The following is a 16,060-nucleotide window of genomic DNA, read 5'->3' as shown; positions in this document are numbered from 1 at the left end:
GCTAAGTCGTTTCCTTCAGTAGTTTTTTAATTTGTTCAATAGCACTTTTCAAACGCTGGTTGTTAGAACCTCTTAAAATTGTATAGGGGAGACCTTGGTGTTGAAGTTCGGTTTCAAAAATACGAAATAGAGTTGACCTGTCATGGGGTCTGTCCCGCAAATTATCGGAAATCCATGGGGTATCGATATAGGTGAGAAAGTAATGCTGATAGTTGTTCTTTAGGGCAAATTCTTTTATGAGCGAAGGACAAAATCCATTGTAGTAATATTCAGAATACACCTTGATTTCCAACAAATTAGTGTCACAGAAGAGCAACTTACCTGCTTCTTTTGCAGCCTCGTTCTCAGAAGTCATCTGCCCTTTAGCAATAGGCAACAAGTCGTCTTTAGTAATCTTCTCCTGCTCCTGTTCCCACTTTTTTTCGAGATAGGTACGCATGTATTCGGGTACCCAACGGGTACTGAAATGGGTTGCCAATTGTCTGGCAAGTGTGGTCTTGCCCGTCGATTCGGGGCCATACAACACTATTTTTAGACAGTCTGAAGGTTTTTGTTCAAGTGTTTTTTCCATGCTAAATAACCGAAGATCGCAACAACGGTAAAGATAAGGTACTGAATACTGGTAAAAGTAAATCCCTTATAGAAATACAGCGGCACCGAAATAATATCTCCCACAATCCAATAGATCCAGTTCTCGATCTTTCGTTTGGCCATGAGCCACATCCCCACAAAAAAAATTGCCGTAGTCACTGTGTCCACATATGCCGTCCAATGATTCCACTTATCAAATGCAACGTATACAAAATAGACAAAAACCAAGGTCGCAGCAAAAATAAGGACGCTGTATTTTTTTTCTGCTGAAGTGGTTACGGAGATAGGCGTTACGTGGACCGGATCGATCTTTCGGGTCCAAATGATCCAACCGTAAATACTCATTATAAAGTAATACGCATTGATCATCATATCTCCCAACAAGCTCCATTTAAAAAGCAAGTAGACAAAGATGGCAGTACTTATCATTCCCGTAGGAAAGACCCATATCTTATTCTCTTTTGAAAACCATACCGAAAGGAATCCAAAGACCACTGCAACGATCTCGAGTGCAATGTCTAGGCGTGCGTATGCTGAATATTGATCAAAAAGGAACTCAAAAATGGGGCTCATAGTCGCTGCGGTCGGATTTTACGATTTTAATATAAAGCAAGCCGCGCTCTACTGCTTCCAAAGCGGTTTTGATTTCTTTGTGAAGTACCTTCATCACGGTGTCATAATCTCCATAGACTTGTGTGCTTAACGGATTTTCCAATACGGTCAATCCAGATTCGCGTAATCTCTTAATAAACTGAATAATGGCTGGTTCAAAATCGTCCTGTAAAGGTGTAAGCGTAAGTTCTACTGAAATGTTCATAGTATTCAATGTATCAATTTGTTTCAAATGCGGTGCCCATCACAACAAGGTCGGCTCCGGCACGATAAGCCTCTTGTTTCTGTGCTTCGGTTCGAATCCCGCCTCCCACAAGAAGAGGAATATCAAGCGCCGCTTTTACAGCGGTAATTATGTCCGGTGAAACAGGTATTTTAGCGCCGCTTCCTGCCTCAAGATAGATTAGTTTCGCTCCCATATAGGCTCCGGCCAGCGCTGTATGCACAATAGTTTCAATATTCTTCTGCGGAAGGGGTACCGTGTCAGTAACTCGTGCTACTGCCGATTGGGTGCCACCATCCAATAAAATATAGCCCGTTGAAATGATCTCTAAATTGGAAGCTTTTAATCGAGCGATCGACTTCACCTGTTGTCCAACCAAATATTCCGCATTGCGTCCTGAAAGCAAGGACAGGAACAACAAGGCATCGGCAGTTGGGGTTATTTGCGAATGATCTCCCGGGAACAGGAAGAGCGGCAGATCACTGTATTGTTTCAGCGCCTGTGCGGTTGCTTCGGTGTGTCCGTTGGTGACACTGCTACCTCCAACGAAGATATGTGTAACTGTTTCGGGAAGACTATTCAGAAAAGCGGATGCTTGTTCCGGATGGAATTTGTCCGGATCCACGAGCACGGCCAAACATTTTTGACCGTCAGCAATACAGGTGAGTAACGCTTGATAATGCTTATGACTCATGGTTTGTTCTCTTCAGCAAGTAAGGCATACGCCATGGTGAAACCTTCAAATTCCAAGAACCATACGCGATAGCGCTCTTCTTTGTCCTCAAACCGCACGTTGGCCGTAGAATAGAGATCCTCTAAGTGAAAATCCTCTACATAAATGTGTTGCAGAAAGCTCACTCCGGGACGGGCAAAACTCTTATAAAGTGACTCCTTGGCGCCCCACACCATGGTTAATTTGCGCATGATGGCATCCTCATTGGCCAGGGTCCTGTATTCTTCGATAGGTGTGAATTTATGGGCGATCTTCAGGATCTTGGCACGCTGTTTCTCGATATCGATGCCTACTTCAGCAGTACTAATTATAATAGCCGAAAAGATAAATGAGTGCGTTATGGATATGTGTTTATTGTCGGTAAGATGCGGTTTGCCCGAGGCATCATAGAACAGGTCATGATCTGTATATCCTTCGACTGCCATCAGATGCCTTACACTCATGAACCCGCGACGATGCAGATCACTTTTCATATCGTACACACGCTCCCTGCAATGTTTTGTAAGCGTGATTCCTTCGGAAAGTTCTTCGAAGGATTCTTCGATCTTCCAAATGAGCACTTTAGTGTTGGAATCAACTGTTATAGTTTTGTAAAGTGGCATGATATATTGCGGATAATGTGTATTTTTGCAGTCCGAAAAACCTTCGGAAACGTATAAAATATAAATTCAAATATAGTAATATGTCTACTAAAACAGTGCCTTACACGGCGTATAAAGTAAAAGATATTTCCCTTGCAGATTGGGGCCGTAAAGAAATTGAACTTGCAGAGGCGGAGATGCCCGGTTTGATGTCCTTACGTGAAGAATATAAGAATGAGCAACCGTTGAAGGGAGCTCGAATCGCCGGTTGTCTTCATATGACCATCCAAACAGCGGTTCTTATCGAGACTTTACAGGCATTGGGTGCCGAGGTAACATGGAGCTCATGTAATATCTTTTCAACTCAGGATCAAGCGGCTGCCGCAATCGCTGCCGCCGGAACTGCAGTGTATGCATGGAAAGGTATGACCGATGAGGAATTTGACTGGTGCATCGAACAAACCTTGTTCTTTGGAGAAGATCGTAAGCCTTTAAATATGATATTGGACGACGGAGGAGATCTTACCAATATGGTGTTTGACAAATACCCGGAGTTAGCTTCAGGAATTAAAGGACTTTCGGAAGAAACGACCACCGGAGTACACCGTTTATACGAGCGTATGAAGAACGGAACCCTCCCTATGCCTGCTATAAATGTGAATGACAGTGTTACCAAATCGAAATTCGACAATAAATACGGTTGTCGTGAAAGTGCCGTAGATGCTATTCGTCGTGCTACCGATGTAATGCTTGCCGGGAAACGCGTTGTAGTGTGTGGCTATGGGGATGTAGGTAAAGGAACTGCAGCTTCTTTCAAAGGAGCGGGATCTATTGTGACCGTGACCGAGATCGACCCCATTTGTGCACTTCAAGCAGCTATGGACGGATTTGAAGTAAAACGTCTTGAAACTGTTGTGGGTAATGCAGATATCGTAATCACGACCACCGGAAACAAAGACATTGTTACCGGAACGCATTTTAAAGCGATGAAGGATAAGACGATAGTCTGTAATATTGGCCATTTTGATAATGAAATTGCCGTGTCTTGGCTGAAGCAGAACTACGGAAGCACAAAAGTGGAGATCAAACCACAGGTAGATAAGTATACCGTAGACGGAAATGATATCATTCTACTTGCGGAAGGACGCTTGGTAAATTTAGGCTGTGCCACAGGTCACCCGAGTTTCGTTATGAGTAACTCATTTACCAATCAAACGTTGGCACAGATCGAACTTTGGAAGAACAGCGATAATTACGAAAATAAGGTGTATATGCTTCCGAAGCATTTGGATGAGAAAGTAGCGAAATTACACTTGGAGAAAATTGGAGTGGAATTGACCGAACTCCGCAAAGAACAAGCCGATTATATTGGCGTAGAAGTAGAAGGGCCGTTTAAACCTGAATACTACAGATACTAAAAGCAACAGCACAGTCTCAATCATTTACGCAGAGGCTGTTAGAAAAAGAAAAACCCTCAACAGTGTTGAGGGTTTTTTTATAGAAGGAACCGTAATTAGTTCCCTACTACGGTCATGCCGTCTTTATAATCATAGACCTCCTTGTTGATCTTTGCTAGTCCTTCTTCGCGTGGTGTAGTTGGATCCAACTTGATCTTTTCACCATTTGGAAGGTGATATACGATCAATCCTTCTTCCACAGACGATAATTTGATCAATTCACCATTCTGCTTCACCGCATTCCACGATTTTTCTGAAGGCTTATAGACTAAATCCACACGTTCTCCTTTACGCTCTCCATCAAGGATCTCGATCTCGAAACGGTTCTTACTCGCTTTCATTTCAAGCTTTGTACCCTTGTGCTCTACGATCTGTGTCTCGTATTCACCATCGGCCATAGCAATGGGGTTACTTCCGCTCCAGAATTCAATGACATTAAAAATAAGGACGTCTCCCACAAAAAAGAGACTGTACACCGGAATGATGTTCAATCCCCAGAAAACAAGATTATTGACAAATTTACTGTCACTTAAGTCATTGTTCCAGTCCTTCAGATTATTGAATGCACTAAAGGATCCCAAACAGCTTGAAAATAACACTGACGATGCCAAGGCACCACACATAATAAGTTTTCTCATAATTATTGGTTTTATAGATTATAGAATCAAATTACAAAAAAACGAGACCCGTGCCATTCGTTATAACATTTTATTAACCATCTCAAACAGATATGTTAAGATCCGAAACATTCTCAATAAAGATGTAAGTCCTACGTTATCAATTAAATTAAATGTTATTTACATTCAATGAAGTCGATTTATCTGTCTATTATTTTTAGTTTGTATCTTCTTTTGAGCCCCGATGGAAGCCTTGCTCAATCCATAGGGAACCAATCGTTGAAACTTGAAAAAAGAAGTACTACGACAGGTCAATTGGCAAGAGCTATTACCAAAAATGCTACTACCCACGAGGAAAAGGCATGGGCGATCTTTAACTGGATCGTAAGAACGATCGACTATGATCATGAACTTAGTGCAAGCAGGAAGCTGCAACAGCGTATCTATACTTCAGAAAATAGTATTATTAAGAATGCCTTGGAGCGCAAAAAAGCCTTGTGTGGCGGATATGCTTTCCTGTTTCAAGAATTATGCGCACAGGTGGGAATTTCTTCTGAAGTGATCCACGGATACACCAAACAGTATGCTGCTCAAACAAAGCGAGAAAAAGTGAATCATACGTGGAATGCCGTGAAGTTAAATGACCAATGGTATTTGTTGGATATAACATGGGCTAAGAGTCACGGAAGTTCCTCTGAGCCCGATACGTTTTGGTACCGCACACCGCCAAAGGACTTTATCTATACACACTACCCCGAAGACACAAAATGGACCTTATTACGACATCCCATTTCTAAAAAAGAATTTGAGACACTTCCGTCACACTAAAAATTTTTTGCGTAAAAAAGAAAAGCCTCAATCGAGGATTGAGGCTTTTGTTCTTTAAGAAATACAATTCTTATGCTTCTGCATTCGGAATGACAGAAACATAGGATTTATTGTCCTTCTTTTTGGTGAATTTCACAACACCGTCCACTCTGGCGTGTAAGGTGTGGTCTTTTCCACCATATACGTTCTCACCGGGATGGTGCGTATTTCCGCGTTGTCTTACGATGATATTTCCAGCGGTAGCAGCTTGACCACCAAAGATCTTAACGCCAAGGCGTTTCGATTCTGATTCTCTACCGTTCTTGGAACTACCAACTCCTTTTTTATGAGCCATTTTCTTTCGGTTTTATGTTCCCGTATTGCTACAGGATGTGTTATACAAAAGCCGGAACGATTATTTCTCGATCCCGCCGTCTAATTTTTCTTGTAATGCAGCCAGCTCATCCCATTTCCCTTCGGCAGCTAACTTAGCCTGCTTTGGCCATGTGTCTGTCACTAAATGTGATAAACGTGAGCTTGCTTCGGTTAAGATCTCGGCAATCGCTTCAGGTTTTGCCTTAGCTACTTTCGCAAAAGTATCCAATCCGGCGTTTACCATTGCTTCAGCAGCTTTTGGTCCTACACCTTCAATCTTTTTTAGATCGTCTGCTTTTTCAGCTTTTTTAGGAGCTGCAGCTTTGGTTTCTTTTTTAGGTTCCGCTTTGGCTTTTGCCGGTGCGGCCTTCTTTGTTTCTTCCTTTTTTGGAGCAGCTTTCTTCTCTTCCTTCGCTTTTGAAGTTGTTGATTTCTTTGCTCCTGAAGCTACAATGCTTTCAATAACGATCTCAGAAAGGGATTGTCTGTGACCATTTTTCTTCTGATACCCTTTTCTACGTTTCTTTTTGAAAACGATAACTTTGTCACCTTTAAGGTGTCTAACGACTTTTGCTCCAATAAGAGCGCCGTCTATAGCCGGGGCGCCAATCGTGATTTTGTCACCGTCACCTACCAAAAGAACATTGTCGAACTCGACCTTGTCACCTTCATCGGTAGCTAAACGATTAACAAAAACCTTTTGGTCTTTCGCAACTTTTACTTGCTGCCCTGCTATCTCTACAATTGCGTACATAGCGTAATCGATTATATAATTAGTTATACAAAGCTTTTACCAAACCGGGAAAAGCATCTCTCTCACCAAAGCGAATAGTGTTCGCAAAGGCGGGTGCAAATATAATTCTAATTAATTAAACCGCAAACAGTTTCTTTAAAATTAAAGGCAGTGATTAGGATTTGGTGTTCCAGGATTCTTTAAGCAATTGCATAAAGGCCAATGTTAGTACTAATGTGGTTGCAAAGCCCATGATCACTAAAGAGATAATAACAATAAGACCTCCTTTATTGTAGGTCAAACCCCAAGAATCCAGAATAGCTTCGGCAAATTGGGTGTCGATCTGAAATATATACAGTGACATGAAGACGGCAAAAAGAATTGTAGCGATTCCGCCGGCAAATAGTCCAATTTGAAATCCTTTTTGGTACTTGAAATTCTCTTTATCAGCCTTGTATGCCTTCATGGCCATCAAGATCCCGGCGCCAAAAATAACACCATTGGCTGCACTTAAGATCGGGTATTGATGTAACCCCAAAAGCTTCGTTAGAAGAAAGTAGGCGATTAATGCAATGGCAATTCCAATTCCGTATTTTATATAGTATTTTCCCATAGTTTAATGCTTGTAAGTGGTATAAATTTCGGGAAAAAATTTTAGAATGGCGGGTCAATTAAATTTTTATTAACCTTTTCCGAAGGAATAACGGTTACGTATTACCCTAAAAACCGCTATTTTAAAATAATCACTCACTCCACGAAAGTGTTTCCATGAGATGCCGAATGTCATTCCGAAGATATACCGCTGCCGGATAAATGGAGTCGAAATTGGGCTTGGTCTTAAAATACAACGAACCTGTTACAAAATGTTTGAGACTGTCCGTAGCATAGAACTGTGCCTGAGTGGCCGCATCGCCATTTATGGAGTACAACATACCATACACCCCATTGTCAGGATTCACAAATAGTTTTTCGGGGATGTCTACGGCTTTGATGGTATGATCGTACGTAAGTTTTTGTGCATCATACAAAAGAGAGTCCAGATTGTTGTTCTTTACTTCACGATATGACAAATAAATGGTCGCATTCATCCCGGGATATTCTAGATTCAACCAGCAATTGTTCTTAAGCACAAGAGATGCTTCCTTATTCATTTCAAAAGAATAAGGGCATGGGATCCCTATATCCCTGTAGGTAGCCGCGGGATATTCAAGCCGAAGTGCAGCGTTGGGTTTTACCACAACTGCGTCTTCACAAGAACTAAAGACTATAATAATTATAAGTACGATAAGGGAGCGCATGCCGTTAGTTTATGGATAATTTTATTTGTTTGATCCGTTTGTTGTCAAACGCCTCTATGGTAAACGCATAATTGTGAAAAGTTATTACCTCATCCTTCTTCGGAAATCCTTTAGAGATCTCCAACAGGAAACCGGCGAGCGTTTCAGATTCTCCTTTTTCCTCCTCAAAAAGTTGGGTGTCCTCTAATTCGATCACCCTGTAAAAATCTTTCAAAGGCGTTTTTCCTTCAAAAACAAAGGTAGTATCATCGAGTCTCGAGAAAATAAGGTCTTCATCGTCAAATTCGTCACTTATCTCACCTACGATCTCTTCAATAATATCTTCAAGAGATATCAATCCACTGGTCCCGCCATACTCATCCACAACGATCGCCAAGTGCATTTTCATGTCCTTAAACTCATTAAGCAGGTCGTCTAGTTTTTTATTTTCAGGAACAAAGTATGCCTCTCGTTTTAGGGTGGTCCAATCTAAGATCTTTCGGTCTATAAATGGCATTAGATCCTTTACATAAAGAATCCCGGTTATATTGTCGATGCTATCCTTGTAAACGGGTATACGAGAATAACCCCTGGCAATAATATCCGGCATGATCTCCTTGAACGGCGCTTCCTCATTTAGCGCAAAGATCTCCATCCTAGGTTTCATTACTTGCTTGGTATCTGTGTTCCCAAAAGTGACGATCCCTTGCAGGATCTTTTGTTCCTCATGCGTGGTGTCTTCCTCTCTGGTTAGTTCCAGCGCCTGTGATAATTGGTCTACACTAAGATTGGATTTTTGTTTTCCAAATTTCGCATGTATATAGATAGTTGCCGCTCGCATTGGCAAACTCAACGGAGCAAACAAGGTATCCAATACATTTAAGGGATAGGCCATCAATACGGCAAAAGAGATCCTGTTCCTGCTGGCGTATACTTTAGGAAGGATTTCACCAAACAATAAAATAAGAAAAGTGGCCACACCTATCTTTAACAAGAAAACCGAGTCGATCTCAAAATAATAGAGATTCAATTTGTAATTGATTCCTTCGAACCAAACCGAACTAAGGGATTCGAATAAGAGCACGATGGCGATGTTAATAGAATTATTTGCCACGAGGATGGTGGCCAACAATTTCTTTGGCTTCGCGAGCAATCGCTCTACGATGTTCAGCTTCTTGGCAATGGCCTTATTATCATTGCTTTCAAAATCGCTGGTGGTCAATGAGAAAAAAGCTACCTCGGCTCCAGAAATAAGGGCAGAACAAAGCAACAACAGCACCAATAGAACGATACTGGTAATATGAACTGCACTTACTAAAGGAAGAAACAATAAACTAGGAGGCTCTAGATCCAAAGTGTTGGTATTCGTTAATACTTAGAATGGAAGATCGTCATCTTCCTCTCCAATAGGAGCTTGTTGTTGGGTGTTCTTTGAATTTGAAGTTGCGGTAACATTTTGAGAATGCTGATTCGCAGATGAGCCGGAATCATTCGATTCGCCTTTAGGAGTTAAAAAGGTAAAGTCGGTGCATTGTATTTCAGTACTATACCGCTCGTTTCCTTGATCATCTTGCCATTTTCGCGTCTTCAGTCTCCCTTCAACGTAAATCTTATCTCCTTTTTTAAGGTATTTTTCGCAAATTTCTGCTGCTTTGTTCCGCACTACAATGTTATGCCATTCGGTATTGACCACCCGTTCCCCCGTGGTTCGATTCGTGTAGGATTCGTTAGTTGCCAATGGAAATCTACCAATACTCCCGCCACCTTCAAAATAGTGCATTTTTACGTCATCACCCGTATGTCCAATTAGCATTACCTTGTTTAATGTCCCACTCATAATCTTCTTTTTTTAGATTCGTACAAAGGTATAGTATGAGTTTTAAATATAGGACTTTTTTCAGTTTTTCATACCGGAAAAATTAGAAATGAAATTTTCGAGAAGTACAGGTATGGCATAGTTGTCCATGCTCGAGATAGCAATCGCATCGGGCGGTGCTTCCAGACATTCCACGATCCAAAAACTTGTGTACAAATGTTGGTGTGACAATTTGTGTATAATGGGTTCATCATTGTACAAATACACATCTTCAATAGGTATTTCTTCTGAAAACTCCTTGAAAGCCTCCATAGATTTCAATTGGGTCATCGATACTTCTGAAACACTTTCAATTAATGGAAATTCGTACAATTGTCGCCAAATTCCCTTTTGTGTACGCTGCCTTAGAAGGGTGCGTCGATCCTCTGAAAGCACCACTAAATAATTAAAATATCGTTTCTTAATGGCCGTCTTCTTCAGTTTTACAGGCAACATGGATACCTTATTATTTATAACAGCTTCACAATGATCGTTGAAGATACACCCAGCACAATAAGGGTTTTGGGGCACGCAATATTGTGCGCCAAACTCCATGATCGCTTGATTATAGGTTCCTGGTTGTGAAGGATCCAATAGCTCCTGCGCAAGTAATTTGAAGTCCTTAATGCCTTGAGTGGAATTTATAGGTGTTTCGATACCAAAAATACGCGAAAGGACCCTGTATACATTTCCGTCCACAACCGCCGTTGGCTCTCCATAGCAGATAGAAGCAATGGCACTGGCCGTATAATCCCCCACACCCTTAAGTTGCAATAATTCTTTATAGGACTTCGGAAATTCTCCCTGTAAGTCGTTTACAACGTATTTTGCGGCAGCGTGAAGATTGCGCGCTCTGGAATAATACCCCAATCCCTGCCAGAGTTTCAAAATTTCAGCCTCCTGTGCCTCTGCCAGCGCTTCTATTGTAGGAAATGCCTTAATAAATTTTAAATAGTACGGAAGTCCTTGTGCGACACGGGTTTGCTGCAGAATAATTTCAGACAACCAAATAAAATACGGATTGGAAGTGGCGCGCCAAGGGAGCATTCTTCTATTTTGTAAATACCACGCTATGAGTTTGTTAGAAAAAAAAGTGTCGTTTTTTGGCATTTGACAAAATTAGCCTTTATCTGATTATAATTTAACGGTTTATGGTTTGAATTATTGATTATAAAATCGTTATATTTGCCCTCTTGAAAAAAATAAACCTAATATAATAATTAAAACAAATAATAGAATGACGAAAGCAGATATCGTAGCGAAAATTTCAGAGAAATTAGGAATGGAAAAAGGTGATGTTCAAGCTACAGTAGAAACCTTTATGGACGAAGTGAAGAATTCTCTTGAGAGCGGAGACAATGTATACTTAAGAGGATTTGGAAGTTTCATTATTAAGAAAAGAGCCGAGAAGACCGGTAGAAATATTTCAAAGAATACAACAATTAAGATCCCCGCCCACAACATTCCGGCGTTCAAACCTGCAAAAGTTTTTGTAGAAGGCGTTAAAACGAATGTTGAAGTAAAATAATAATAACCGTTCGCAACGTGTGAACAACTAAAAAAAGTTAGTATGCCTAGTGGTAAAAAAAGAAAAAGACATAAGGTAGCAACGCATAAGCGCAAGAAAAGAAGACGCGCGAATCGCCACAAGAAAAAGTAGTTTTCCAACTACTTTTTTCGTTTAGAAAAAATACCCTGCCGTGGGCAGGGTATCCAAAAAAACGTTCTTTGACAACGAAATCATACCGCTTTGTTACCTTAAAGCTGTTGATTTCAACGGGTTTTTTCCTACGTTATGTAGGAACATTAAACCTGTGATAAAATTTTGTTTAATCCATTTGTCCCAAATTATTTGGGATGGATAAAAATTAATTAAAAGTGAACTACGAATTATTCATTAGATCCAGTTCACAAGAAGTTGATTTTGCCCTTTTAAAAGATGGAAAACTAGTCGAATTAAATAAAGAGGAAGAGGACAACAAGTTTTCGGTGGGAGATATCTATCTCGCTAAGATCCGCAAAACAGTCCCCGGTCTAAATGCCGCATTTGTGAATGTGGGTTACGAAAAAGATGCTTTTTTGCATTATCATGATTTGGGACCAAAGGTTCTTTCTCTTTTGAAATTCGTAAAACGTGTAAGCACAGGTAAACTTAAAGAGTACTCTTTAAAAGATTTCCCATTTGAAAAGGAGATTGATAAGAATGGAGGCATTAACGACGCCCTTAAGTCCAATCAATCTATTCTGGTACAAATCGTAAAAGAACCCATTTCCACAAAAGGACCCCGTATTAGCTCCGAGCTTTCCATAGCCGGTCGATACATTGTGTTGGTCCCTTTTTCAGACCGTGTTTCTATTTCTCAAAAAATAGAATCCAATGAAGAAAAAGAACGGTTAAAACGCTTGATTCAAAGCATTAAACCAAAAGGATTTGGCGTTATAATACGCACCGTAGCAGAAGGCAAAAAAGTAGCAGAACTGGATAGAGATTTACAAAATCTCACAGATCGCTGGACAGCGATGTGTAAAAAGCTACAAGGAGCCCACCACCCAAGTAAGGTGTTGAGCGAGCTAAGCAGAGGAACTTCGATGATTCGAGATGTATTTAACGATTCATTTTCGGCAATACATATCGACGACGAAACCCTTTACTTACAAATAAAAGATTATGTGCAAGAGATTGCACCTAATAAAGAGCATATCGTAAAGTATTATGACTCCAAAGTTCCCATTTTTGAAAAATTTGGGATCGAGCGTCAAATTAAAACGTCTTTTGGAAAAACGGTCTCCGGCAGCAAAGGAGCCTACTTGGTCATTGAACATACAGAAGCCATGCACGTCATTGATGTGAACAGTGGTAACCGTAGTAATAAGTCCAAGAATCAAGAAGACACCGCGCTCGAAGTAAACATGATCGCCGCCACCGAGGTGGCACGTCAGTTACGCTTACGAGACATGGGAGGAATCATTGTCGTCGATTTTATCGATATGGGCAATGCCGGTAACCGTAAAAAACTCTACAATCACCTGCGTGATGAAATGAGCGATGACCGGGCAAAACATAAAATTCTTCCACCAAGTAAATTTGGATTGATACAAATTACACGCCAACGTGTGCGGCCTGAAATGAACATTAAAACTCGCGAAGAAGACCCCAATAACATTGGAGGGGACGAAAGTAGCGAGATCGAAGCGCCAATCATAGTGGTCGATAAGATCAACGAAGAGGTGAAACGCCTCTTTCAAAAAGACTATAAGAAGATCACGCTCAATGCGCATCCTTTTATAGCAGCCTTTTTAACCAAAGGTTTTCCATCGGTGCGAACCAAATGGTTCATGGAGCACAAAAAATGGGTGAAAATTCAACCTAGAGACGCTTACACGTATCTTGAATATCATTTCCACGACAAGAACGGGGAATTGATTCACTAACAAAAGACCCTCCTTTGCATTAGCGATGGAGGGTTTTTTTATGCCCTTTTAGTAACATATATACGGGCGTTACCCCACCTCCGCTAACGCTGTGTTGGGGTCGGGTCATCCGCTGTATCTCTACATTCCTCCTACGAAGCAATGTAGAGGATGTCGCTACTACCCCTAACGCAACCTTTTACGATCTCGCGCATTTCTTGCATTTATTTGAAAACGATACCATTTAAAATTTTTATTATCTTTAACAATAACTCCCCTCAATACTAACCAACACTCCTAATGGATCGAGAATCTCGTGCCCAGTCGGGTCTCGGTACAATGAATGGGTAAATTATCTTGCCGAGGGAGCAAGCTGCTATTGTGATGACAGTAAATATCAATACCGGCAACAGTAAGAAACATATCATTGCCCCAACCAAGGACACAACGACTATAGATATTTTCTATTTGTCGGTGGGACTCTATAGCGTTAACTTAGGCTGCGACGGCGAAATACAAAACAGTGTAACTCTTTCTAAAACTAATACGATGAAAAAATTCTTAGTAATAATAGCCATTATCCTTTTTTCTCCAAAGCTCATTGGCCAAGACCCTGCCCTCCTTGAAAATGATTGGTATTTAGAAAAAATCATTATGGATTCAGAGGAATACGAAAGGCCATATCCCAATTTTCAGGCTATTCTTAACGCCAACACTGAAATACTCATTATTGATCATTCTACATGTGAAGAAGGTTTTGGATCAATGATTCAATATGTCGGCACCAATATTTTTACAATAGATGATAGTAGCGTTGTATTAATTGGAGTCTGTGGTGATCCCGATATCAATGCTTTTATGCAGTTTCATTATCAGATTTATCTGGAAGATAACAATTTCGCTAAAAATCCTTTCACTTACACCATCGAAAATACCGGTTCATATAAAACACTTACTGTCATCAATGGTGATGGCGACGTAGCTATTTATGGTGATCAGTTGTTAAATGCAGAAACTTTTACAGCTCCAGCATTTAAAGTATATCCCAACCCCACAACGGACTATCTCTTCATAAAATCGCAAGGAGACCTGTCGGCCTATCAGTTATATGACCTCAACGGACGCAAGGTTCAGAAATCGAACCTTTCGGGTACAGAAACACGAATGGATCTGTCCAAACTGCCTAGCGGTTTGTATTTTTTACGATTGTATTCGGAAGAAACGTCTTATACTTATAAGATTGTGAAGGAATAATAAGGCTCCTTCTTTTAAAGTGAAATCGGGAGTGGCAAATGTCACTCCCTGTTTTTTTAATAAAACGCTTATACCCTACTCCACCAATCAAGATTCACATATTTTTACTACATTTTGTCCCAATGAACTACAAAATCCATAAAACCTACACGCTCGATGAAGCAACCCGACGTATGGAACGTTATTGCGCCTACCAGGAGCGCTGCCATAAGGAAGTACACGCAAAACTTCAACAAATGCGTATGATCCCGCAAGCCATCGACCAGATCATCCACCATTTGCTGCAGCACAACTTCTTAAATGAAACACGTTTCGCCCAAGCGTTTGCCAGAGGAAAATTTAGAACCAAAAAATGGGGAAAGAAACGAATCGTCAACGAGTTAAAGCTTCGTGAGATCTCTCAGTACAATATTACACTGGCGCTTCGGGAGATCCCGGAAACCGAATACCTTTCAACTTTCCACGAGCTTGCCGAAAAACGAATCAAGCAACTTGCTTCAGAAAAAGACCTTCAGAAAAAGAAAAAAAAACTAGCAGACTACCTCTTCTATCGTGGGTGGGAGAGCGAGATGGTCTATGAGAAGCTACGTGAACTTACTGCAAAGTGATACCCAGTTTTCTATGGGTACGCTCAATAGCTTTTTCATTCTTGGCATCGATCCACGATTGCCCTTTAAGGCGTCGCATTAGATTGTCGTAGTGACGCATAAAGAAGATGTTGTATACAGCTTTTCCAAGGTTCTTTGGGTTGCGGGCAAGAGCTCGCAAACTCATTGAGAAGCCGGGCGTGAGGTAGCGCATATAATGCCAATATCCTTCCGGCATATACAGCACATTTCCGTGTTCTAGATGTGTAATATATCCTTCGGCTTTCCTAAGAGCAGGCCATTTCTTAAAATCGGGATCTGCAAAATTGATGTCTTCTCGTGTGATTAAGGAATGAGGAATCTTATATAGGTAATCGTTCTGTTTCTGGTCAAAAAGAATGACCTCCTTTTTTCCGTGGAAATGGAAATGAAAGATATTCGCCAGATCGATATCGTAGTGCATAAAGGTATAACTGTCCTTTCCGCCAAAAAAGAGCATAGGAAGTCCCTTTAATAATTTAAGTCCGAAATCGGGATAGGTAAAGTCCTTTTGCAGCTGCGGCACTTCCTTAAGGATATTCCAAAGGAAGATACGGTACTTGGTGGGTTCCTTCTTAAGCAACGCAATGTAATCGCGCATTTTCATGGTAGCATGCGGTTCGTTGAAACCGTCCTTGTAGTCCACCGGGCGGTTATCGTACAACGGCACCGTTTTATCTCCTGCTACTTCGGCCATGTAATCGAGGTCCCATTTATGGAATGCCTTCCAGTCTTCAATAAACCGCTCTATTACAACAGGCTTTTGAGGTTTAAAATAGCGTTTCAGGAATTCCTCCTTGGTAATGGTTTCAACTCTGTCTATTTCCTGTAATTGCATAGTAACGATGAAAAGCCCAAAATTACAAAAGTTAACCCTAATGGGATGTTAATTTAATAAATCATCACAA

20 protein-coding genes are annotated in these 16,060 nt (G+C 40.8%); 6 read left to right on the top strand and 14 right to left on the bottom strand.

Annotated elements, in window-relative coordinates:
• Position 1: 1 nt before the first annotated feature.
• Genes AACZ11_RS07910 through AACZ11_RS07890 form a run of 5 tightly spaced genes read right to left on the bottom strand, consistent with a single transcriptional unit; the run spans position 2 to position 2,761 of the window.
• Entirely contained in the window at positions 2–571 is a 570-nt protein-coding gene (locus tag AACZ11_RS07910; RefSeq protein ID WP_290625182.1) for an ATP-binding protein, read from the bottom strand.
• Positions 532–1,164: a nicotinamide riboside transporter PnuC gene (pnuC, locus tag AACZ11_RS07905; protein ID WP_290625180.1), complete on the bottom strand. Its 633-nt coding sequence runs from the start codon at positions 1,162–1,164 to the stop codon at positions 532–534. Before pnuC ends, AACZ11_RS07910 begins: the two co-directional genes overlap by 40 nt.
• Positions 1,148–1,408, bottom strand: coding sequence for a thiamine-binding protein (locus AACZ11_RS07900; RefSeq protein ID WP_290625160.1), 261 nt, complete (start codon positions 1,406–1,408; stop codon positions 1,148–1,150). Before AACZ11_RS07900 ends, pnuC begins: the two co-directional genes overlap by 17 nt.
• 13 nt (positions 1,409–1,421) lie before the next feature.
• A complete protein-coding gene (locus AACZ11_RS07895) occupies positions 1,422–2,120 on the bottom strand; it encodes a geranylgeranylglyceryl/heptaprenylglyceryl phosphate synthase (protein WP_290625158.1) in 699 nt (232 codons plus the stop codon).
• Positions 2,117–2,761, bottom strand: coding sequence for a 4'-phosphopantetheinyl transferase family protein (locus AACZ11_RS07890; RefSeq protein ID WP_290625155.1), 645 nt, complete (start codon positions 2,759–2,761; stop codon positions 2,117–2,119). The genes AACZ11_RS07895 and AACZ11_RS07890 overlap by 4 nt, the downstream gene beginning before the upstream one ends.
• Positions 2,762–2,841: 80 nt before the next feature.
• On the opposite strand from AACZ11_RS07890, the gene ahcY reads away from it, so the two are divergent.
• On the top strand, positions 2,842–4,158 hold the full coding sequence (gene ahcY, locus AACZ11_RS07885; protein WP_290625153.1) for an adenosylhomocysteinase: 1,317 nt from the start codon (positions 2,842–2,844) through the stop codon (positions 4,156–4,158).
• A gap of 95 nt (positions 4,159–4,253) precedes the next feature.
• Here ahcY and AACZ11_RS07880 read toward each other — a convergent pair whose 3' ends face one another.
• Complete coding sequence (locus AACZ11_RS07880; protein ID WP_290625151.1) at positions 4,254–4,835, bottom strand: DUF3332 domain-containing protein; 582 nt, start codon at positions 4,833–4,835, stop codon at positions 4,254–4,256.
• Between the two features lie 168 nt (positions 4,836–5,003).
• Between AACZ11_RS07880 and AACZ11_RS07875 the strand changes: the two genes are divergently transcribed.
• Positions 5,004–5,642 carry a transglutaminase domain-containing protein gene (locus AACZ11_RS07875; RefSeq protein ID WP_290625149.1) on the top strand — a complete coding sequence of 213 codons (639 nt, stop codon included), beginning with the start codon at positions 5,004–5,006 and terminating at the stop codon, positions 5,640–5,642.
• 70 nt (positions 5,643–5,712) lie between these two features.
• On the opposite strand, the gene rpmA is transcribed toward AACZ11_RS07875, so the two are convergent.
• The 7 genes from rpmA to mutY form a co-directional block, all read right to left on the bottom strand.
• Positions 5,713–5,976 carry a 50S ribosomal protein L27 gene (gene rpmA / locus AACZ11_RS07870; RefSeq protein ID WP_290625147.1) on the bottom strand — a complete coding sequence of 88 codons (264 nt, stop codon included), beginning with the start codon at positions 5,974–5,976 and terminating at the stop codon, positions 5,713–5,715.
• Positions 5,977–6,036: 60 nt separating this feature from the next.
• Positions 6,037–6,750 (bottom strand): 50S ribosomal protein L21, encoded by a 714-nt coding sequence (gene rplU / locus AACZ11_RS07865; protein WP_290625145.1) that lies wholly within the window; start codon positions 6,748–6,750, stop codon positions 6,037–6,039.
• Positions 6,751–6,904: 154 nt separating this feature from the next.
• A complete protein-coding gene (locus AACZ11_RS07860; RefSeq protein WP_290625143.1) occupies positions 6,905–7,342 on the bottom strand; it encodes a DUF4199 domain-containing protein in 438 nt (145 codons plus the stop codon).
• A gap of 130 nt (positions 7,343–7,472) precedes the next feature.
• Positions 7,473–8,027, bottom strand: a complete 555-nt coding sequence (gene gldD / locus AACZ11_RS07855; RefSeq protein ID WP_290625141.1) for a gliding motility lipoprotein GldD — start codon at positions 8,025–8,027, stop codon at positions 7,473–7,475.
• 4 nt (positions 8,028–8,031) lie between these two features.
• On the bottom strand, positions 8,032–9,360 hold the full coding sequence (locus AACZ11_RS07850; protein ID WP_290625139.1) for a gliding motility-associated protein GldE: 1,329 nt from the start codon (positions 9,358–9,360) through the stop codon (positions 8,032–8,034).
• 21 nt (positions 9,361–9,381) lie between these two features.
• On the bottom strand, positions 9,382–9,843 hold the full coding sequence (gene ssb, locus AACZ11_RS07845) for a single-stranded DNA-binding protein (protein WP_290625137.1): 462 nt from the start codon (positions 9,841–9,843) through the stop codon (positions 9,382–9,384).
• Positions 9,844–9,903: 60 nt separating this feature from the next.
• A complete protein-coding gene (gene mutY / locus AACZ11_RS07840; RefSeq protein ID WP_290625135.1) occupies positions 9,904–10,971 on the bottom strand; it encodes an A/G-specific adenine glycosylase in 1,068 nt (355 codons plus the stop codon).
• A 109-nt stretch (positions 10,972–11,080) separates the two neighbouring features.
• Between mutY and AACZ11_RS07835 the strand changes: the two genes are divergently transcribed.
• From AACZ11_RS07835 to AACZ11_RS07820, 4 genes are all read left to right on the top strand, one after another.
• Positions 11,081–11,389, top strand: coding sequence for an HU family DNA-binding protein (locus tag AACZ11_RS07835; protein ID WP_290625250.1), 309 nt, complete (start codon positions 11,081–11,083; stop codon positions 11,387–11,389).
• 350 nt (positions 11,390–11,739) lie between these two features.
• Entirely contained in the window at positions 11,740–13,293 is a 1,554-nt protein-coding gene (locus AACZ11_RS07830; protein ID WP_290625134.1) for a ribonuclease E/G, read from the top strand.
• Between the two features lie 528 nt (positions 13,294–13,821).
• Positions 13,822–14,526: a T9SS type A sorting domain-containing protein gene (locus AACZ11_RS07825; protein ID WP_339832070.1), complete on the top strand. Its 705-nt coding sequence runs from the start codon at positions 13,822–13,824 to the stop codon at positions 14,524–14,526.
• A 122-nt stretch (positions 14,527–14,648) separates the two neighbouring features.
• On the top strand, positions 14,649–15,134 hold the full coding sequence (locus AACZ11_RS07820; protein WP_290625130.1) for a regulatory protein RecX: 486 nt from the start codon (positions 14,649–14,651) through the stop codon (positions 15,132–15,134).
• On the opposite strand, the gene AACZ11_RS07815 is transcribed toward AACZ11_RS07820, so the two are convergent.
• On the bottom strand, positions 15,121–15,990 hold the full coding sequence (locus tag AACZ11_RS07815; protein ID WP_290625128.1) for a cupin-like domain-containing protein: 870 nt from the start codon (positions 15,988–15,990) through the stop codon (positions 15,121–15,123). The genes AACZ11_RS07820 and AACZ11_RS07815 overlap by 14 nt on opposite strands.
• Positions 15,991–16,060: the final 70 nt, after the last annotated feature.

Origin of the sequence: uncultured Altibacter sp. (genome assembly GCF_963972995.1) — a bacterium.
Taxonomy (GTDB): domain Bacteria; phylum Bacteroidota; class Bacteroidia; order Flavobacteriales; family Flavobacteriaceae; genus Altibacter.
The sequence above is the reverse complement of the archived record's forward strand: the minus strand, read 5'-3'. Positions and strand labels throughout refer to the sequence as shown.